The sequence below is a fragment of the Streptomyces sp. NBC_01335 genome (assembly GCF_035953295.1).
In the GTDB taxonomy this organism is placed as follows: domain Bacteria; phylum Actinomycetota; class Actinomycetes; order Streptomycetales; family Streptomycetaceae; genus Streptomyces.
In genome coordinates this window covers 2,841,126-2,860,754 of record NZ_CP108370.1, presented here as the reverse complement: position 1 = coordinate 2,860,754, position 19,629 = coordinate 2,841,126, and the positions used below count along the sequence as shown (strand labels likewise).

At 68.6% G+C, this 19,629-nt stretch carries 11 protein-coding genes; 3 read left to right on the top strand and 8 right to left on the bottom strand.

Features of this window, described 5'->3' with window-relative positions:
• Positions 1-15 precede the first annotated feature (15 nt).
• The 5 genes from OG599_RS12100 to OG599_RS12080 all read right to left on the bottom strand — a co-directional run bounded on the left by OG599_RS12100 (position 16) and on the right by OG599_RS12080 (position 12,254).
• Positions 16-1,836 (bottom strand): DUF1998 domain-containing protein, encoded by a 1,821-nt coding sequence (locus OG599_RS12100; RefSeq protein ID WP_327175991.1) that lies wholly within the window; start codon positions 1,834-1,836, stop codon positions 16-18.
• Positions 1,833-5,060: a helicase-related protein gene (locus OG599_RS12095; protein WP_327175990.1), complete on the bottom strand. Its 3,228-nt coding sequence runs from the start codon at positions 5,058-5,060 to the stop codon at positions 1,833-1,835. The genes OG599_RS12100 and OG599_RS12095 overlap by 4 nt, the downstream gene beginning before the upstream one ends.
• The gene (locus tag OG599_RS12090; RefSeq protein WP_327175989.1) at positions 5,057-6,970 is read right to left on the bottom strand and encodes a UvrD-helicase domain-containing protein; all 1,914 of its coding nucleotides are present in this window, start codon (positions 6,968-6,970) and stop codon (positions 5,057-5,059) included. Before OG599_RS12090 ends, OG599_RS12095 begins: the two co-directional genes overlap by 4 nt.
• On the bottom strand, positions 6,967-11,736 hold the full coding sequence (locus OG599_RS12085) for a DEAD/DEAH box helicase (RefSeq protein ID WP_327175988.1): 4,770 nt from the start codon (positions 11,734-11,736) through the stop codon (positions 6,967-6,969). The genes OG599_RS12090 and OG599_RS12085 overlap by 4 nt, the downstream gene beginning before the upstream one ends.
• A 122-nt stretch (positions 11,737-11,858) precedes the next feature.
• Positions 11,859-12,254 carry a hypothetical protein gene (locus tag OG599_RS12080; protein ID WP_327175987.1) on the bottom strand — a complete coding sequence of 132 codons (396 nt, stop codon included), beginning with the start codon at positions 12,252-12,254 and terminating at the stop codon, positions 11,859-11,861.
• A gap of 614 nt (positions 12,255-12,868) precedes the next feature.
• Here OG599_RS12080 and OG599_RS12075 point away from each other — a divergent pair.
• The 3 genes from OG599_RS12075 to OG599_RS12065 are packed head-to-tail and all read left to right on the top strand — an operon-like array spanning position 12,869 to position 16,868.
• Positions 12,869-14,974, top strand: coding sequence for a helix-turn-helix domain-containing protein (locus OG599_RS12075; protein ID WP_327180009.1), 2,106 nt, complete (start codon positions 12,869-12,871; stop codon positions 14,972-14,974).
• Entirely contained in the window at positions 14,971-15,963 is a 993-nt protein-coding gene (locus OG599_RS12070) for a hypothetical protein (RefSeq protein WP_327175986.1), read from the top strand. Before OG599_RS12075 ends, OG599_RS12070 begins: the two co-directional genes overlap by 4 nt.
• Entirely contained in the window at positions 15,960-16,868 is a 909-nt protein-coding gene (locus OG599_RS12065) for a DUF6339 family protein (RefSeq protein WP_327175985.1), read from the top strand. Before OG599_RS12070 ends, OG599_RS12065 begins: the two co-directional genes overlap by 4 nt.
• A 14-nt stretch (positions 16,869-16,882) precedes the next feature.
• Here the strand turns inward: OG599_RS12065 and OG599_RS12060 are convergent, their stop codons facing one another.
• The 3 genes from OG599_RS12060 to OG599_RS12050 form a co-directional block, all read right to left on the bottom strand.
• Positions 16,883-18,148, bottom strand: a complete 1,266-nt coding sequence (locus tag OG599_RS12060; RefSeq protein ID WP_327180008.1) for a DNA cytosine methyltransferase — start codon at positions 18,146-18,148, stop codon at positions 16,883-16,885.
• Positions 18,149-18,218: 70 nt separating this feature from the next.
• Positions 18,219-19,172, bottom strand: a complete 954-nt coding sequence (locus tag OG599_RS12055) for a DNA cytosine methyltransferase (protein ID WP_327175984.1) — start codon at positions 19,170-19,172, stop codon at positions 18,219-18,221.
• Between the two features lie 31 nt (positions 19,173-19,203).
• On the bottom strand, positions 19,204-19,626 hold the full coding sequence (locus tag OG599_RS12050) for a very short patch repair endonuclease (protein ID WP_327175983.1): 423 nt from the start codon (positions 19,624-19,626) through the stop codon (positions 19,204-19,206).
• Positions 19,627-19,629 lie beyond the last annotated feature (3 nt).

Genomic DNA, 19,629 nt, shown 5'->3' with positions numbered 1-19,629 from the left:
CGGGCCGAACGGTGATCAGACCTGGCCGACCCCGGCGAAGAAGCCCACCGACGGGTCCTCGGGCGTGCCGATCAGCAGAGCCCGGTCCAGGAGTCCGTTGTAGTGCTCGCAGCTGGTCTCAGGCAGCAGGACACAGGCGTGGCACGCCGCGAGATTGATACCGCCCACGCCGCCGCCTTCGGACTCGACGCACAGCGGGTCGGCCGAGCACCACTGGGCGCGTATCAGTGCAGATCGGAGACTGGCGGCGAGCTTGTCGGGCTCGCCCTGGGCGACCAGGCCGCCGAGGCTGCCGGCGGAGTCGCTGGTGGCGGTCGAGATCAGGAGGCCCGCCATCGAGTCGTCGACGTAGAGCCGCTCGCGCAGCGACGCTGCCGGGTAACCGCCGTCCAGACTCCATTCGTTGATCAGGACATGGGCCAGTGTGTGCAGCAGCACCATGCGGGGAGACGCGGGAGAATCGGGGACGTTCGCAGAGTCCTTCGCACGCTCCCGCATCAGACGGAGATGGTTCGCACGCAGGCGGTCGGCGCGCGCGGCGACTGCGGTGTTCCGTGCCCATTCGTCGACGCGCTCTTCGTCGAGACGGAGGAACACCCCCTCTCCCTGAACCTCCATGGCGGGCAGCCAGTCGGTCGGGGCGAGTGACAGTTCCGCCTCGTGGACGTCCGTGTTGGTCTCGGGCGTGTCCACCCGGGAGAACGCCTTGAGCACCCTGACCTCGCGGAGACGCTTCACCAGCATCGGCCCGACCACACCGTACGGATGCAGGACGGAGGCGGAGGACCGCGGCGGCTCGCAGACGAACTGCTCCTCGTGGTCGGTCCCGCTCTCGGGCTGCCCCACGATCAGCGTCTTGTACTCCTGCCTGCGCAACTCGTGGAACGCGCTGTCCTCCTGGCCCTGGTCGGGATCGACGCCTCGGCTCTCGGCGGCGATGAGTGCGCGCACCGCCTCGACGGAGAACTCGTACTTCAACTGTATGGCGAGCACTCTCAGGTAGACCTTCATGGCATCGTCGTCCATCGTCCGTAGATCGTCCATGTGCGGCTCCAGACGTGACGCCTGTCCCGAACTGTGCGGCGGGATCGACAGCGCCGTCCTCACGATCGGTTGCCAGACGACGGACGAACCGCGTTGAAGGGTGCGGGGGCGTTCCGAACAGTCCTCGTCCGGTGCGTTGCCCAACCAGGGCCGCTTTCCCCGGCAGAGCACCTTGAGGTCCGCGAGCGCCGCGGAGCGGAACGCGCCCTCCATGGACACTTCGGGAATGCCGCAGGAGCAGGAGACGAGTATCGAGCGGAGCGACGAGGTCTTGCCGGTGCTGCGCAGGCGCATCTCTCCGCCGCACGGACCGGCGCCCGAGCCGTTGCCCCGGTGGGCCCACTTCCAGTACGGGAAGTCGTCGAGGTGGCCGTGGGCGCACGCCATGACGAAGCGGGAGGGGACCAGCTCCTCGTCGCAATCGCCGCACTCGTTCTTGCCGGGAGGGGAGTTGAAGCGCGCCACGGGCTGGAGAGCGTGGCAGTTCGGGCACGAATGCCAGAGCGGGAAACGCCGGACGTGGACGCCGTCCCTGCTCGTGTCGTCGGACGCGGGGGGCAGTTTGAACGAACGCACGCCCAGCACCCTCTCCAGCCGGTTCTCGCGGATGGTGGGGGCCTCGGAGACGTTCCACGAGTCGATTCCGCTCACGATGAAGGACTCGTTGTCCACGGCGACCAGCGAACCGACGCCGTAGGTCGTGATCATCTGTGCGCGCCGGACCGACCCGCGGCGGGGATAGCTGCGCTCGGGCGCACCGGTGGACCTGCGGCGACGGGGCGGGGGTGTCATCGGGTGGCCTCCATGAACAGTCCTGACTCGGCATCCACATCGCGGAGGCTCCACAGCGTGGGCCAGGCATCGTCGCGGGAGTCGTCGAAAGAGCACAACAGAGAGGGGGACTTGTTGCCGCGTTTGGGCTCGTACAAGAGTCCTCCCAGTGTCTCGGCCTCGCCCGCCCACCAGTCGAGGAACTCCTCCAAGGCGGCCTCCGTCGCCTCGTACTCCTCGGGTGCGACGGATCGGACGCGATCCAGCAGAGGCCCCGCCACCTTCCCTTCCAGATCCTTCCGGAACTCGGAGATCCGGCCGGCCGCGTCGTTCGGACGGGCAGCGGGGATCATGAGACGGGCGAGCGCGACGACCACGGCGTGCAGCCCTCGTTCGCGGGCGCGCGAGGAGAACGGCGTGACGCTGGTCGATTCAACCTCGCGGTACAGCGCGGAGTGGAAGTGCTGGAACGACTCGTAGTGCGAGCGGTCCCGGGAACGTGACGAGTTGAGCATGACGGCGACGAGTCCGGGATGGCGCCGTCCGACCCGACTGGTCGCCTGGATGTACTCGGCCGTCGTCTGAGGCTGGCCCATGACGGCCATGAGGCCCAGACGGTCCACGTCGACGCCGACGGAGATCATGTTCGTCGCGAGCAGGACGTCCACGGTCTCCGGGTGGGGCAGTTTGAGCTCCACCTGCTTGAGGCGCTTGGGCACTTCGCTGGAGTTGGCGCGACTGGTCAGCTCCGTCTGCTCCGTCACCCGGCGCTGCTCGCAGCCGTCCCGGTCGGCCAAGTAGCCGAGGTACGCGTCGACGTCGTCGTGGACCTGCAACTCGGCGGCGGCCAGCAGGCGCAGGCTGTTGAAGTACCCGACGAGCGTCCAGTAGGCGTCCCGCACCTCCTCCGTGGTGTCCGCGTGGGCCGCGTGGTGGAGCAGGGCGGCGTACGTACGGATGAGGAGGGTGGCCTGACTGGTGCTGGGGGTGAGGAGGCCGACGTATTGACGGCTCGCCTTGTCCTCGGGGGGAGTCTCCACGGCGAACCAGGAATCACGGGCGTCGATTCCGGCAGGAGGGAACTGTGCCACCCCGCGGTCGAAGAGCTTCCTTCCCTGTTCGGAGGCGCGCCGGATCGTGGCGGTGGAGGCGATGACCTTGGGGTGGCCGGACAGTACGTCCACCGCTGTCTCGTACAGACCGGTGAGGGTTCCCAACGGGCCTGAAATCAGGTGGAGTTCGTCCTGGACGATCAGCTGGGGCGGTGGGGTGCCGTCCGTGCGGTCGCGGTTGAACAGCGCGGCTGTCGCCTCCCGCCAGGGCATGGCGGCGAACTTGTCGACCGTGGCGATCACGAGGGTGGGCCGGGCGTCGTAGACCGACTCGTCGACCAAGTGGACGGGCAGTCCGTCACGGAAGTCGCACGTGGCGTCCGGGCAGCGGACGTGCATGCGCTTGGCCTGCTCGTCGACCTCGTACTGATAGGCGTCGAGACGGGTGCCGCACCAGGGGCAGGCATGCAGCTGAACAGGGTTCTTCTCCTGGAGATCCTTCTCCTTGCGCAGCTCGCGCAGACTCTCCTTTGCCCCCGCCAACGTGTTGGGGGTGGCGGACTGGCCCACCCACATGCCGATGGAGACAGGTTCGGTGCCCAGGGTCCCGTCCTCGATCCGGATGCGCTCCATGGCGCAGATGAGCGCGGCAGCGCGCTCGAACTGCTGCAGGGTGAGAAGGCGCAGGGTGTACCGCATGAGGACGGTCACTCCGCCGCCCCGCTCCGCGTGGCGCATGCGGCGGAGGAAGGTGGTGAACGCGATGAGACCGAGGTACGCCTCGGTCTTGCCTCCGCCGGTGGGGAACCAGAGCAGGTCGGCGATCTCGCGGTCGGGGTGGTCGTCGTTCACGATCCCTTCGAGACAGAGCAACATGAAGGAGATCTGGAAGGGGCGCCACCGCCCCGCGGTCTCGTCGGGGGTCCCGGCCCGCTGCTTCTTCACCCACTCTCCCCGGGCGCGCTGCCGCGCCATCGCCAGGTTGGCGAGCCGGAAGGCCCGCATCGCGTCGGAGTCCGTGCCGAGAACGCGGATGCCGTGGCGCATCCGACCCAGTGCGGTACGGCAGGCTTCGAGCTGTTCCCGCGCGGGGGCGGCGTGGGCGGTGTCGCGGAACGCCTCGGCCTCCGCTTCCTTGCGCTCGATCCAGGCCGCGTAGTCGGCCATGAGGTGGTTGAGCGCGGCCAACACCTCGCTCTCGGGGCGGGTCGCCAATCCGTGCATGGTGAGCGAGGCGCCGTGGATCGCGTCGATTTCTGGGTTCGAGTCGGTCAACAGCACCTCGTTCGCGGGCACGAACTCGGTCCGCACCGTTTTGATCGCAGCCGGTTCGGTGTTGGGCGCGCCGATCGGGGGTGGGGTCCAGTCCCAGTCGGCCGCGCAGCCGTGGCCCACGGCGAAGGTCGGCGCGTGCCGGTACAGGAGCCTGCTGGAAGCCACGTCCGGGTCGTCGGCGCGGTGCACCGCCGGCCGTTCCACGAAGGCGGGGACGCCGGACGGAGTGGTGACGGTCAGGCGGGCCTGGTAGAAGCAGAACGCGTCCTGCAACTCCCGTTCGCCGATCAGACGCGTGTTGATCAGGGTGACGGTGACCGTCACGGTGCCGGACGCGGAGGGGGGACGTACGAGGACGTCCAACCGGAGCCCCTCGCACAGCGGTGCGGGACGGTACCGGCGGGCCTCGGTCACGTCGACGGTCACCGGCGCGAGATCGAGTTCCCGGCGGCGCCACTGCTCGCGCTGCTCCGCGACCGTGCGGGCCTCCGCGCGTATCGGCGCCAGGGGGCGCCCTTCAGCGTCGACCGGGTCGTACGCCGCGGCTTCCGCGTGGACGACGACGGTCCGGGACACGGTGGGATCGACGGCGAAGGTGATGCCCATCGACGCGGGGCGTCGGTCGCCGACGAGCGGTGCGGACGCCTCCGGGACGCCGTCCTCGACGTCTTTGCCGCGTCGGACGACGGGGCTGTCGTCCAGACCGTCGTTCTCGGCGGCGTCGCTCTCCAGAGCGATCGCCGCGTCGGCCCCGGCCGGCCGGGGGAAGAGGATCCCGATCGGGTACGTCGTCATGGGCGGGTCCTGCGTGAGTACCTCGGCGGGGGCTCCCGGACCGAGGAGGTCCCTGCGGAGCTGTGCGACGAGGCCGTCGCGAACCCGGTAGTGGGCAGCATGATCGCCCGTTCGGTCCGTCATTGTCCGAGTTTCTCCTGTATCGATCCTTGGGTCGAGCGGTAGCGTCCGAGTCCGGTCAGACGCGGCACGGTCCACATGCCCTGGTCGCCGAGTCCGGCCCGCGCGCCGGAGGCCGAGCTGCCGGCGACGCTCTCCAGACAGTCGACGTGGAAACCCACGATCTCCGCGGGCCAGTCGACGTCCCACGTCTTGTTGATCTTCAAGGAACTGTGGAGATCCGCGCGGAACCGCTCGGAGACGACGGCCACCGGCCGGTCGCCGTGGAAGACGGTGTACGGCGGGCTCTGGTCCGGAGCGAGCGGCAGCCCGTGCTGAAGGCGGAGCGTCACGGCGTCGTCCGTCCGGACGGACGACAGAAGGTACTCCTGCACCGTCCTGGCGTCTTCGACGAAGCCGTCGGTGCCGGGCGGATTCAGGCGGCACACGTCGCCGCCGGAAGCCGCTATTCCCTTGCGTACGTAACTCTTCCAACCGCCGAGGTACCAACGGTCCGTCCGCCTGTCCCGCCGCACGAGTGCCGTCTCGGGAGCAGCGAGACGGAACAGGTCGTCCCGGGGCCGGGTCATCGCGACGTAGAGAGCGCGGGCCTCCGCCGCCGTGTCGATCCGGTCGTGCTGCTTGCGCAACTCCGCCAGGGACGGAGGCTCGATCACCAGGACCCGGTCGAACTCCAGACCCTTGGCGCGGTGCACGGTCGACACCACCAGACGGGCGGGTTCGGCGGCGGCAAGGTCGTCGGGAAAGCGACCGTCGGCGACCGCGCGGCGCAGCGCCCGCACGTCCAGCGCTCCTCGGGGCGCACGTGCCACGCTCCTCAGGGAGCGCCACGCGCTCGCCCGGTCCCCTCCGGGAGCGACGGCGCTGTCTCCCAGCAGTTCCTGGAAACGCTCCTCGGTCAGTGTGGGGGAGCCGACGTGCCGGAGGACGTCCGCGACCCACGGGGGGACCGGGTACTCCTGGAGGGACCGCTGCGCGCGATGCGGAACGCCCAGCCTGTGCAAGGTGTCGGACAGGACGAGTGCTTGCCTGTTGTCCCGGCAGAGAATGGCGCACGTTCCCGGGAAGCTGTGCAGGGATCCCAGGGTGAAGGGATCGTCCAGCGGACCGAAGCTCGGGCAGGAGCGGAGGAGATCGACCAGCCGGCGGTGGGCGTCCTCCCCGGCGGCGTCCGACAGGTCCGACTCCGAGGGCAAACGGCGGAGCACGGGACCCAGCGCGAGCGCGGTGCGGGCTTCTTCCGTCCGGGTCCGGTAGTTGCCGGAGAGGTGCAGCTCCACCAAGTCGTCGGGGTAGGACGCGCGCAGCCAGTCGAAGAAGTAGTTGGTCTCCGCCGCGCGGGCGTCCTCGTCCTCGACCTGGAAGCCGTAGATGGCCTGGGCGCCGTCCCCGACCACGGTGAAGCCGCAGTTGTCCTGGAAACGGTCCAGAAGCGTCTCCACCATGTCCCGGCGGTCGCCGACCAGGTCCTGGACCTCGTCGATGACCACGTGGGCGGGGGGCCCCTGCTCGCTCTCCTCGATCGCGCCGCGCAGGACGGCTTCCGTGGCCTCCCGGATCCGCTCGTCGAAGCGCGACGCGCTCCAGTCACGGTCCGGCTGCTCGGAGCGCAGCACCGACAGCGCCCATGAGTCGAACGTCTGGACGCGGACCCGCCGGGCCGAATGCGCGTGACGCGCGATCCGCTCGCGCAACTCCCGGACCGCGGCCCGGGAGAAACTGAGCACCAGGATCTCCCGGGCTTCGAGGGCGTCCTCCTCGTGACCCGTCAGTGCGTCAAGGCGGCGCACCAGCGTGTGGGTCTTACCGGCGCCCGCTCCGGCGGTGACCAGGAGCCGGGTGTCCCAGGGCTGGTCCACGACCGTCTGCTGCTCTTCGCTCAGTGGCGGACTGTCCAGGTACGCGTCGCTCACTTGGTCCCCCACAGGTGCTCGAACTGCGTAAAGGCGAGCTTCCCGCCGTAGTTGGTGATGTTGTCGCGGACGTTGAGGATCAGACAGGTGTCCTTGCCGCCGTTGCGGGGACCGCGCAGGCCGCGTCCGATCATCTGCTGGTAGACGTTGGGGCTGTAGGTGGGACGTGCCACGACCACGGCCCGGGTGGCCGGCGCGTCGAAGCCCTGGCTGAGGACGCCGTAGTTGGTGAGGACGCGGATCCGGCCCATGCGGAAATCGGTGATGATTTTCCTGCGCTCGGCCTTCGGGGTCGCGGAGTCCACCGAAGCCGCCCGGATGCCCCGGTCCTTGAGCCTGGCGGCGAGGACCTTCGCGTGGGCCACCGAGGTCGCGAACACCAGGACCGGCCAGTCGTCGGGCATGGCTCCGATCTTGTCCAGGATGCGGTTGTTCCGGTCCTGGTCGTCGGCTAGACGCTGCTCGGCGGCCTTCGAGAGCAGGCTCATCTGTTCCGCCTGTTCCTTCTCCGCGTGGGTCAGCTCGATCGTGCCGCCCGCCAGCTCCTCGTGGTCGACGCTCGCCAGCATGCCGAGTTCCTGGAGATCCTGGTACGGGTCGCCCGAGCGGAAGATCCCTTCGTCGAGACGGTGCCCACCGAAGCGCTGCACCAGCCGCCGGGTCTCCTCGTCGTTGGTGTTGCGGAACGGTGTCGCGGTCAGTCCGAGCAGATGACAGCGGGTCTCGCGGGACGTCAGTCCGAGATGGGCGAGGATCTCCGTGTACTGCGGCGAGATGGCCACGTGTGCTTCGTCGACGATGACGAGAGCCGACTTCCGCAACCAGGCGTAGCCGTCGCCTCCGAGGCAGCTACGGAGCTTCGCGTCGGTCGCCACGACCAGGTGAGGGCGGTTTTTCACCGGCCCCGCCTCGTTGGACGACCAGAGCCGACTGATCGTCAGCGGGGTCTCCGCGCCCACCTTCGACCAGACGAAACTCCAGCTCTGCACAGCCTGTTCGCACAGTTCCTCGGTCTGCGCGATCCACAGGATCGGTCCGTCGAGATCTCCCACCTGCTTGACCCAGCGGATGACGGCCTCCGCCGCCACCCGGGTCTTCCCCGCCCCCGTCGGCAGCGACAGCATCCCGCGCTGCGGAGAGAACCGGTCGAGCATGGTGAAGACCTTCGTCGCCAGGCGTTCCTGGTAGTCGTGGAGACGGGGGAACTCCGAAGGACCCGGAACGTCGATCCGTGCTTCCAAGGAGGGGGACGTGGCGCCCGCGAAGGTGTCCGGAAACCCGAACTCCGCGACGAACTTCACCGCAGCGGACGAGCCGGAGAATCCGGACGGGGCGTGGTTCGGGTAGGCCGCCCGGAGATCCTTCACGTGCGTCTGGAGCACGCCGTCGCCGTGCGCGTTGTACGCCATGCGCGCGATGCGCCTCGGGGACGGGTCGGCATCCCCGGACTCGGCCTGCTCGCTCTCCATGAGCCCCGACGGAAGGCCCTCCCTGAGGGCGGTCGCGCCGATGAGCAGCTCCAACTTCTCCTCCACGCTCGTCGCTTCGCGGACGTGTCGGAGCGCGGCCTGCACCTGCTGGTCCTCCTCCTGGCGATCCTGTGCCGCCAGCACCGCCTTGCAGCCGGACTCGCCCAGACCCCAGCGGAGTTCGCGATCCACGGCGACGAGCGTCGTGAGCCGGTCGGCCGGTTCGAGGACGAGGACCGTCGTCCCCCGCAGGGCGCTCGTGAGCGGGGTGGCCTTGGTTCCCAGCGGGGTACGGGTCAGTTCCTCCAACTCCGAGCAACGCAGCAGGGAGTGGTTGTTGACGAGAGGTCCGAGGCGCAGGCGGAGCGTGGGGAACTCGTCCTGCACGGGGATCGCCTCCCCGTCCGCGACGTGCCGGGTCTCCTTACTGATCACGTCGGCGTACGGGAGCATCCCCCAGGTCTTCACCAGGAGTGCTGCGTTTTCGGGGGTGCCGGCGAAGAGCGCCGGGATCCTCTCGGCCTTCAGCGCGCGGTACTCGGCGTCGGTGCCCGCCACCGCGATCTCGCCGTCCTCCCGTGCCGTCCACTCCGATCCGACGCGGCAACGGGTGAGTTGGCTTTCCGGGAAGTCCACTTCGAGACGGGTCAGCAGGACGTAGGTACGGCCGACGAACGCGTCGTCGTCGCTCCGGGCGAGTTCTTCCAGGATGTGGCTCCACTGGTCCGCCGGCACCTGCTCGGTCGTGGTCGGCAGGTGGAGCTTGCGCGCCTTCTCCGCGCTGATGTCGGCGACCGGTAGAACGTCCGCATACGCACGGAGCTGCGGTCCCACGGCACGGGACAAGGGGAGAATCCCCTGGGAGGTGGAAACGCGCCCGTGCTTGCGCAGCATCCACCGAAGCGGCGACGGCGCCTGCTTCCGGGTGGAGCTCTGGACGCCGATCTGCAGGGTCCAAGAGTCGATGACCGCGTCGTCGGGCATCGCTTGCACGAATGCCGCCTTGCCTTCCTCCGAGAGTGCTTCCAGCAGATGCAGGGGGCCGCCGATGGGAGACCCTTCCATCTTGAGCCGGTTGAGAGCGGGGCGGGAAGCGCTGGTGCTCAGCGTTTTGCAGTAGCTCTGGTGGACGGCGGCTCGGTACTCCTCGAACCAGCTTTCGTCCGTGGGCCGGTGACCGGACGAGGGTCGGTCCCTGAGACCGAGGTCGCGAAGGAGCCCCGAGTCGTCGGAGTGGAACGTAAGGTCGACGGCGATCGACCTGTCCCGGCTCCCGTCGGCGGGCACCACCGGGCCCGGCAGAAGGCAGTCGCGCATCCGGTGGAAGCGTCCGTCCGTGGTGCGGAGGAACAGGGTGTCCTTCGGCTCGGGCACCTGCTTGCGGATTCGGAGCGCCTGCCCCTGCGCACCCGCGCCGTGGAGCAACTCCCAGAAATGGGTCCAGTCCTGCGGGCCGTAGGCGTCGAGATTTCCGTGCTCGAGCACGCTGATGAACCTGCCCTCGGCATTCGCCTCCTGGATGCCGAGGGTCTGGAGATCGCTCACCAAGGATTCGTCCTCGGAGAGCCGACGGTCCACGTACGTCGTCGTGTCCTTCAGGCCGTCCTGGACGGTCCGGCGGAAGATCTTGGGGCCGGGAGCCACCAGCCCGCTCTCCTCGGTCAGCACGATTCGTGCGGAACGCGCCTCCTCGGCGAAGGGCGAGGCGGATCGGATCATCTCGGCCAGAATGCGGATCGCCGTGGCCGAAGCCTCCACCGTCCCGTCGGTGACGAGAGCTTCCAACCACTCGCGCACCGTCGCGCGGGACCGCTTCGCCTCGTCGAGAATGTGGCCGACCTTGCCCGGACGGAACTCGCCCGCCTCGACCGACGGGTGGATCCAGTTCGAAGGACGCCCCGGGTAGGAACTCCACATACGGAGCCACTCCATCCGCAGAGGGACCTTCCTCTCCGGCGCGGGGTGGATGTTGATGTCGTGAGGGGCCCGCAGCACACCGTCCTGGTCGGGAAGCGAGGGAAGCTGCGCCGCCAGGGCCCAGACGCACTCGGTGAGGTACTGGTCCGCCCAGTTGAGCGTCTCCGACTCCTTGGTGCGGCCCGGGAGGAGTGGCAGGTACGCGCCGGGGTCCTCGGCGGGCGCCAGGTGGGGCAGGGAGTCGATCACGAGGCGGGCGGCGACCTGGATGATCTCGCGGTTGAACGGGCTGGAGTCCAGGAGGTTTTGGCGATCCTCATTCGTCTTCCACGCGCCGTTCAAGGCGCCGCTCAGCGTCATCGGGTACTTCGTCGGGAAGAACGACCAGAACTCACCGCGCCCCCTGGGGGTGGTCAGCACGGTCTCGCCGGAGTACTCGGGCACGGCCCAGGAGATGTCGATGGTGCCGCGGTCGTGCAGTTCACCGGCGCTGGAACGAGCGTGCTCCGTGGGGCGGTGGGCGTGGGTGAAAACCTTCCAGGAGGTGCTGCTGTCGGGCTTTCCGGTCCGGGACTCGTTGACGGTGTGGAGGAAGCCCTCGTGGTCGACGGTGATCTCCCGCCGGACGGTGGGCCGGCTCCGCCTGTCCTCCAGGACCACCGTGCCCACGTGGTTGGAGAAGAGCTGGAACCGGGCGGGGAACTCCCGCTGGACATCGCCCTTGGTGCCCGAGACATGCATGTCGTGGGCGAGTTGATCGGCCGCACCCGGCAACAGGGGAAGGCGGACCACGGTGGTGGCCCACTCCATCAGGTCGTCGAGGACACTGTCCTTCAGACGCTCCTCGGCCGCGTCCAGGGGCCGCGCCATCCGCAGTACGGGAGCCTCGAAGCCGTCTTCGGGCGTGCCTCCGCGTGCCTCCTTGATCGCTTCGTACGACCAGGCGCGGTCGAAGCCGAACGACCCGGACACGCTGAAGAACTGAGGGGTGTCGGTGACGGCGAGCACCGACTTCACGCCGACGCCGAACCTGCCGATCTGCCCTCCGCGCTTCTTCGACACACTCATCCGGAGAATGGTCTCGGCGCCCTCCGGGGTGACGGGCGTCCCCTCGTTCGCGCAGTACAGGTGCGTCGCCGTGAGTACGGCCTGCACTTTTCCGCCCGGTGCGGCGGCGATCTCGTCGGCCGCGTTCTGCACGAGCTCGAACAACTGACGGTCGCCGTAGCCGCCCTGCGTGATGCGGCGCTCCCCGTTGGCGTGCTCCTGGATGAGGCCGGGGTCCACCCGATACGTTTCGAGTACACGTTCGGACTGGTCGAGGATCTTCCGAATGACGGGCGAGTCGCCCGAACTGCCGTTGCCACCGATGTGGTTCATGTTTTTCCCATTCATGACCGTGTATGTGTGCGGGAGAACGGGCCGGCCGCGTGGGGGCGGCGGCCGGCCGGCACTGCGAGGTGTGACAACGGTGGTGGGGACCGAGGGCGATGCGGAGAAACTCAGTCGCGCGGGAAGAGCAGGACGAGCACGACGACGATGTGGCGGGACCGCCGCGAACGGACACGTCGGGTGAGGTCGGAGCGGTTCCGGGGATGCGAACCGGAACCTCCGCGCAGGGCCTTCCGACGGGCGGCCCGGAGACGGCTCCGGCCGCCGCTGCGGGGGTGGTCGTGGCCCACGGTGGGAGCTGCCGCCGCGGACTCGTCGGTTCGCTCGGCGGACTTCGCGGTCTTGCGGGCTGCCTCACGCCGCCGCCGCTGGGCGTCGACGTTCGCCCGGGTGATGCCCAGGGCGTCGAGGAGCTCGGACTTCAACTCCGGGTCTTCGAGTGAGTCGTACTGGTCGACGAGGCGGAAATCGTCGCCCTCGGGAGCGCTGTCGTCGCTGTTGTCCATGGAGTGGTTCCCATCTTTCGCGGTGGTCGAACCGAAGGCCGGAAGGAAGCGCACTTGCAGAAGAGCGGAATCACGAGGTGGGGGCAGTGAATTCGGCTGACGGTATGGGCCGGGCGATTTTGCACGGATGAAACCGAGGTGGTCCCGGTACGAGCCAAGCGCATTTTGGTGACCCTGCGCAAGGGATATTGGCTCATTCGCAGAAAATCGTGAGCCGGGCGTGCTTTTGGCATCCGGGCACAACGAACGGACCCCCGAGACGGGAGTGATGGTGCCAGCCGATGAGGCTGTTCCTGTGAGGACGTTACACGGGCGGGGCCTCCTCTTCAAGAGGAAATCTCGGAGTTCCGGGCGGAGTTCCAGCCCCGGGCGACCACCCGGAGGCGGGTGCAATTCGGACCTCTGTGGTCAATGGTCCCACGGTGGTGTATCCGGCTTAATTGCTGCCCGATCGTAATTTCTGACCACATATTTTTGATTCGATCAAAGTGAACTCCTTGGATTTCGGTCCGCATGTCAAATTTCATTGTCGCCCGAGTTCAGGTGTCAAAAATGGCGTACGGTGGCCCCATGAACCGTGGGGTGGTCGAGGAGTGGTGACGGTGGACGGCGGCATGGACTTCGGGCCCTGGCTCGCGCGACAACTCAAGCAGTCGCACAAGAGCCAGGCGGACCTGGCGCAGGAGATCGGCATGACCAGGGCGGCGGTCTCCGCCTGGATCACAGGACGGGCGACGCCCCGCGAGGACACCATCGCAAGGATCGCGGAGGCGCTCGAAACCGACCTTGGCACGATCCACACCCGCACCACCGACACGCTTGCCGGCCTGCCCGTTTCCTGGAGCCATCGGCCCGGATACGCAGACGGGGGAAGGGACTTCGGCAACGCTGCCGCCTTCGCCTTCCAGGCGGACGTGTCGGTGTTGGCCCGCGAGGCCACCCAGAACAGCCTCGACGAGCGGCTCGACAAGAACCAGCCCGTACGCGTCCGCTACACGCTGCACGAACTGACCGGCGAGACCCTCGCCCGCTTCCGTGACGCGATCCGATGGAACGACCTCCTTCCTCACTATCTGGCCGCGGCGGAGCAGGAGCAGAAGGTCGGCCGCGTCATCGCCACCGGCCTGCGGGACATGCGGGAGCAGGACCGCTTGGTGCTTCTGCGCGTAGACGACTACAACGCCTCCGGGCTCACCGGGGACGACTACGCCGACGGGCGGTTCGCCGCCGTGGTCCGCCGCCAACTCGACAGCCACAAGTCGACTTCCGGCGCGGGTGGTTCGTACGGCCTCGGCAAAGCGACCCTCTGGGCGACGAGCCGGCTGGGCCTGGTGCTCATGAACTCGACGCTGTCCGAACCCCACGAGGGCCGCACGGAGCGGCGCCTCGTCGGCCGCCTCGACCTGCCCTGGCGCGAGGTGGACGGCCTCCCCTGGGCCGGTCCGGCCTGGTTCGGCCGCCCGGACCCCGAGTCGAAGTCGGGTGACGTGGCCCGATCGTGGTGGGCGGACGAAGAGACCGTCGAGCGCCTCCACCTCACCCGGGAAAGCGCAGAGCCGGGCACGTCCTTTCTGATCGTGGGCGCCCACGACGTGGCGAGCCTCGTGCGGGGCGAGGACGACGAGAATGACGACGACGACAGTGTGCAACGTATGCACCTGCGCTTGGTCGACGCCCTCGGACGGAACTTCTGGGCGGCCATGACCACCGGCGCGTCCCGACCGCCGCTCTTGGAAGCGTCGGTCCGTACGTTGCGCAACGGGGCGGAGATCCTTCCGGAGCAGCGGGTGGATCCCGCGGTCACCCAACCCTCCCGGACCCGTGCCCTCCGTGCGTTCCTCGACGGCACGACGGTGGAACGTCACACCGAGGCCGGTCAGGTGGCGATGAGGACCGTGACGCTCAAGGTTCCGGCCGGGGCGGCAGGAATGAGCGGCGGAGAGCACAAGGCCGTCCTCCTGGTCACCGACGCCGAGGACGAGGACCGTAGGTTCAACAAGTTCAACACCGTGGTGAAGATGCGCGGCAATCGCATGACCGTGCGGTCGAGTGGCGTCTACGGGTTGCCGGTCGGGACCAATCCGTTCCAGGCGGTGCTGCTCGCGGGGAAGGCGGCGGGCGTTGACGCTCCCTTCGCCGAAGAGGCGGAGATGTTCCTGCGGACTTCGGAGCCTCCCGAGCACAACAAGTGGGGGCAGACGGAAGAGCTGCGGACGATGTACTCGCCGTCCGCCTTCCGCCGTATCGAGGCGCTCACGACGGAGACGAACAAGGCGGTACGCGACCTCATCGCCGTACCCAGGAAGAAGGGGTCCGCCGGCTCGGAGAAGCTGCGCAAGAAGCTCTCCCTGGGGACCAAGAAGGTGACCAGGCCCTTGGTCAAGAAGAGCGCTCTGCCGACGCTGGACGATCTGAAGGCGTCCGTGGAAGGGGAAGCCTGGAGCGTCGTGGCCGAGGTGAGGATTCCTGAGGGCGGCGACTCCTGGCGCCCGACGCCGGTGGCCAAACTGGACGTCCGCTCGGGCGTGCGTCCGGTGGTGCGTTGGGCCGAGCTCGTCGCAGTGAAGAACTGCGAAATCGTCGACGGAGCGCTGCACTTCGTGCCGGGGGCCCGGAGCGCGACGTTCAGAGGAACGACCGACACGTCGACGCACACCGTGCGGGCCGCCTACACCGGACTGGTCGTGGAACTCAAGTCCGAGAAGGAGGACCAGGCATGAAGGTCTATCCGTACGAACGCGTGCCCGGCGTCGTCGACCTGAGGGTGACCGGCATCGAGCTGTTCGGACCCGGCGAGATCCGTGAGCGGCTGGACACGAGCGCGTTCTCCGTCACCGACAAGGTGGTCGCTCTCGGCGGCCTCGACCGGGACGACTGGGAAAGGGCCCGACTGAGCCTCACCGCCTCCGTCCCTGGCCGAACGACGGACGACGACAGTCCGTGGTCCGACGTGTCGGTGGTTGTCGTCCTGACCGAGGGAGCGACCAACACGCGGCTCAGCAGCCCGCTGACACGCGAGTCCGAGAACGGTCGGCAGTGGGGCGGGCGCATCGATCTGTGGCGGGCCGACCACTTGGACCGGGCCTCCATGACCGTCCACGTGGTGGCCACGGTGAGTGGTGTGCCAGGACGCGTCGTCGCGTCGGCCGACAAGGACTGGGTCGTCGACGTGAAGTCCGAGACGCCGTTGCGTGACCGGCGGCTCGACTTCACCGAGGTCGGTTTCGCCGAGGGGCCGGAGTGGCTGCGCCCGCTCAAGGACATGCCGTGGGCCGTCGACACCTCGGGAGACCTGCCGGTCGTGCGTCTGAACGCCGACTTCGAAGGAATCTCCGAGCTCGTCGGGGGCGAGGCGTCGGGCCCCGAGGGACTCGTCCGGGAACTCTTGGTCGCACAGATGTGCACGGACGTGTGGACGGCCGTGTTCCACGCGGCCATCGGCGACCTGGAGGTGGAGGAGGACGGGACTCCTCTGTTCCCACGTGACTGGCGTGGCGAAGTGCTCCGCGAAATGCTGCAGGACGTCGTGCCCGGCAGGCCGCCGGAGGACGCCTTGGGTGAGGTCCACCGGCGCAGGGCAGGTACGGCGGGCTGGACGGACCTCCAGCCGCGCATCCACTACGCGGCGACGCGGCGGGCCGAAGTGCCCAAGGCGCTGGCCGCCACCGTACACGGACTGAACCGACTCGACCGGGGGGTCGACGCATGACCGACAAGCCGAGCCACCTGCCTCGACGACTGGCGCTGCTCTCCGACCTGGACGCGGCCACGTACCTCACCGAGGGCGTGCTCACCGGCAAGGAAGACATCCCGGCGATAGGACTGAACAAGGCCACCGAGCCCTTGGTGCACACGGACGGAGTCCGGGGCGAGCTGGCGCCGGTGCGGGACCTGATCGACGACGCCATGCACCAGTTCCGCGACGTGAAGCCGACGGCTGCCGACGCGTGGCTCGCCCCTCGGCTCCACGCGACGCTGCGACTGAGCCGCCGTGAGGCCGCCGACCGCAGGTTCTGGAACTACCTGGCCCTCGGAGTGGCTCCCGACTACGTGGTCTGGCGACACCTGGCGGAGCCGAAGGACGATGAGGCGAAGAAGGCGCCGAAGGTCGCCCTCGCACGGTTCCGAGGCCCCTCGTACACGCAGGTGTTCGCCCGGCTCTGGTGGGCGGCGGAGCTGTTCAGGGACGGCCCGGACTACGGTCCCGTGGAGACGGCCTGCTCCCACCAGGACATGCTCAACAACGCCCTGCGGCTCGGCGTGATCGAGCACCGGCCCACGGCTCAGGCGCTGTTGCGCACGATCCGGCGCGGGACGGTCACGACGGGACGCGAGATCAACGCGCTGACGGCGGCCGTCAACGCGTCCGCCGCGACGCTGATGTACGACGTCCTCGCGCCGGACGTCGAACGGGACGCCCGCCCCCTGGCCGAGTGGATCGAGGAAGCCGAGGGCGCACCCCCCGTAGCCCGTCGGACGCTCCCCGACGGCCCGAACGAGGAGAGGGTTCCGGACGACGCGGTGGAGGCCTTGGCCGATCACTTCGCGGAGTTGTTCGCGCACGCGCCCGTGCGGGGCAAGGAGTCGCAGGAAGGGGTGGTCGGAGCGGTCTGACCCGCCCTGGACGCTCAGGCGTCCGCCGGGGCCTGGTCGTGGGCGGGCGGCTGCCAGGCGGCGAGCGCCTCGATCCACTCCTTCTTCGGCGGTAGGTCCCGGAGGGCCGCGCTCAAGATGTGGAGGGAGAGGAGCGGGGGGATGGCGTTGCCGATCTGCTGGGCGACGTTGGTGGAACGCCACGGATAGGCGGCGGGGAAGGACTGGAGCAGCCCGGTTTCCCGGGGGGTGAGCCGGGCGAGTTCTTCACCGTCCTCCAGCTCGCCGGTCCCCGACCTCTTCAGTCGAAAGAGGCGGTTCCTGCTCACCTTTCCGGTGACCGTCGGTGCGGGCTCCCACGACGATCGGCGGCCGCGCTTTTTCGGATCGCCGCCCGAACCGTAGTTGGACACCATGACGAATTTCCCGGTGCGTGTCTCCTTCAGGGCGTCTCCCATGGAAACCCAGGGGAGGATCGCCGGTTTGGCCTCGGCGGCGCCGGTGAGAGGTATGGCCTGCTGACCCAAGGAGGCGTCCGCTGCCGTCTCTTGGAGCCGCTTCACGCCCTTGCGGTACCGCTGGTGCGTGTGCTCCGGAAAGTAGACTTTGCGGCCGGTGTTCTCCGGGTCGTGTTGGGCGATCAGCACCGCGCGCCGACGTGCTTGCGGCACACCGAAGTCCTCGGAGTGCAGCACGTGGGCCTCGGCCGCGTAACCGATCTGCCTGAGCAGTTTCGCGTAGTGCTTCCACACTGGCAGGACGGTGGGCACCTGCTCCAGCACGATCCGCTGGTAGGGCTCCCTGCCTGTGTCGAGCTCCGCCTCCATGATCCATCGCAGTGGTTGGAGGACGAGGCCGGTGCGCCCGTCGGACATACCGTCCGTCTCCGACTTGACCGCCTGCCAAACCTTGCGGAAAGCCTTGAGATTCTTGTGATCGGCTACGAGGCAGGAAGCCAGCCACTTCACGTCTTCCAAAGCCTTGTGCCCCTCGCGGTTGCCCGCGACGGAGAACGACTGGCAGGGCGGACCGCCCGTGAGAACGTTCGCGGCCTTCACCTCGGAGTCGCTCGGGCCGAGGCGGGCGACGTCCTTCTCCGTGGTGGTCAACAGACCTGCAGCCCGGCGCGTCGCGCGCGTGGGGTCGTCCCATTCGACGCCGATGCTCTCCACCTCGTCCATGATTGTCGCCGCGATGTCGAGACCCCCGGGGCCTGCGAAAAGATCGACGATCCCGTACCTCGCGGACGGAAGAACACTGAATTCCGTCGGCGAGGCCGGATTGTGAGGTGGGTTGGTCATGATGTGCAAGTGTAGCGAGGCCACGAGGTCGGCTTGATCGCTCCGCACGAAGGTAGGGCGACCATGACGATCATGCGCCGAGGGCCTCCGCGATGGCCCGTCCGAGCGCCGTCCCGACCGGCGGCGGGGACGCGTGGCCGATCTGTCGATAGCGCGCGGTCTTCTTTCCGGCGAACTGCCATTCCTCGGGGAAGGCCTGCAGGATCGCCGCTTGGGGGACGGTCAGTTTGATCAGGGCGGAGGAGCCGTCGTCCGGGCCGGGCACCTCGTCCGCCAGCGCGCCACCGTTCACGCCCATGCGCTCCCACGCCTTCTTGGTGCCCGTGGGGCCCAGGTCCGCGCCTCCCCGATTGTCCGATCCGCCCACCAAGGTCGGGGCGACGGAGATGGCGTCTGCGGCCCACGCGTCGGCGCCCGGCCAGCCGCGGGACCTCATGGACCGGGCCAGTGCCCGGCCGACGGACACATGGGAACGCACGGTCGGTGCCGGCGGCACGAAGCGGTCGAAGTACCGCTCCTTCAGGGCGACCATGACCCCCTGCTTCCGGTCCTGCGGCACGCCGAAGTCGGCTGCGTTCACCACGAACCAGGTCAGGCGGTAACCGAGATGTTCGAGCTCCTTGTGGGCGAACTCCCGCGTCGGGCCGAGTTCGGGGGAGTCCACCAGTCCCGGCACGTTTTCGAGGAGTACGGCGCGCGGCTGGATCGAGTGGGCGAGCAGAACCGCCGCCTCCAGCAGACGGATCTCCTCGATGCTCTCCGCCCGCACGGTGGTGGCGTTCGACTTCACGCGCGGAAGACCGGCGGCCAGCAGGTCCACGTCGTAGGTCTCACGGTGCTCGACCGGGTCGAAGTCCATCAGGTCCATCTCCAGGACCTGCCACGACGGACGGTTCAGGCGGAGTGTTTCGCAGGCGACCGGGTTCCGGTCCAAGAGCAGCACCGGTTCGAAGCCCGCTTCCTCCAGCCCCAGTGCCAATCCGCCCGCTCCCGCGCACACCTCGACGGAACGCAACGCACCCACAGGTCCCCACCCCTTGCTTTTGCTCTCGTGCTCATCGTCGTCGTTCCCGCTCGACCGTCGCCGCCACCCGCTCGGCTATCGCAGCTGGGCTCTCGTGGGTCCAGAAGCGGAGCACGGTCCAGCCGACCTCGGTGAGGCATGCGGTCGTTTCCAGGTCCCGTGCCACGTTCCGTTCGAGCTTTTCCCGCCACCACGCGGCGTTCGCCTTGGGCTGCGTGGCGTGCACGGGGCATCCGTGCCAGAAACAACCGTCGATCAGCACCGCGACCTTGGCCCGGGTGAACGCGATGTCGACCGTCCTGCGACGCATCGTGGGCACCGGCCAGTTCACCCGGTAGCGGAGACCGGCGGCGTGCAGGAGCCTGCGCACCGCCAGTTCGGGAGCTGTGTCACGGCTCGATTGACGGCTCATGCGCGCCGAGACGGCGGCGGACGAGGGGACTACGACGTTCATCGC

What these genes read in the sequence shown, in the direction of transcription:
- OG599_RS12100 (WP_327175991.1), bottom strand. Translation starts at nt 1,836, where the DNA reads ATGACACCCCCGCCCCGTCGCCGCAGGTCCACCGGTGCGCCCGAGCGC.
- OG599_RS12095 (WP_327175990.1), bottom strand. Translation starts at nt 5,060, where the DNA reads ATGACGGACCGAACGGGCGATCATGCTGCCCACTACCGGGTTCGCGAC.
- OG599_RS12085 (WP_327175988.1), bottom strand. Translation starts at nt 11,736, where the DNA reads ATGAACCACATCGGTGGCAACGGCAGTTCGGGCGACTCGCCCGTCATT.
- OG599_RS12080 (WP_327175987.1), bottom strand. Translation starts at nt 12,254, where the DNA reads ATGGACAACAGCGACGACAGCGCTCCCGAGGGCGACGATTTCCGCCTC.
- OG599_RS12075 (WP_327180009.1), top strand. Translation starts at nt 12,869, where the DNA reads ATGGACTTCGGGCCCTGGCTCGCGCGACAACTCAAGCAGTCGCACAAG.
- OG599_RS12070 (WP_327175986.1), top strand. Translation starts at nt 14,971, where the DNA reads ATGAAGGTCTATCCGTACGAACGCGTGCCCGGCGTCGTCGACCTGAGG.
- OG599_RS12065 (WP_327175985.1), top strand. Translation starts at nt 15,960, where the DNA reads ATGACCGACAAGCCGAGCCACCTGCCTCGACGACTGGCGCTGCTCTCC.
- OG599_RS12060 (WP_327180008.1), bottom strand. Translation starts at nt 18,148, where the DNA reads ATGACCAACCCACCTCACAATCCGGCCTCGCCGACGGAATTCAGTGTT.
- OG599_RS12050 (WP_327175983.1), bottom strand. Translation starts at nt 19,626, where the DNA reads ATGAACGTCGTAGTCCCCTCGTCCGCCGCCGTCTCGGCGCGCATGAGC.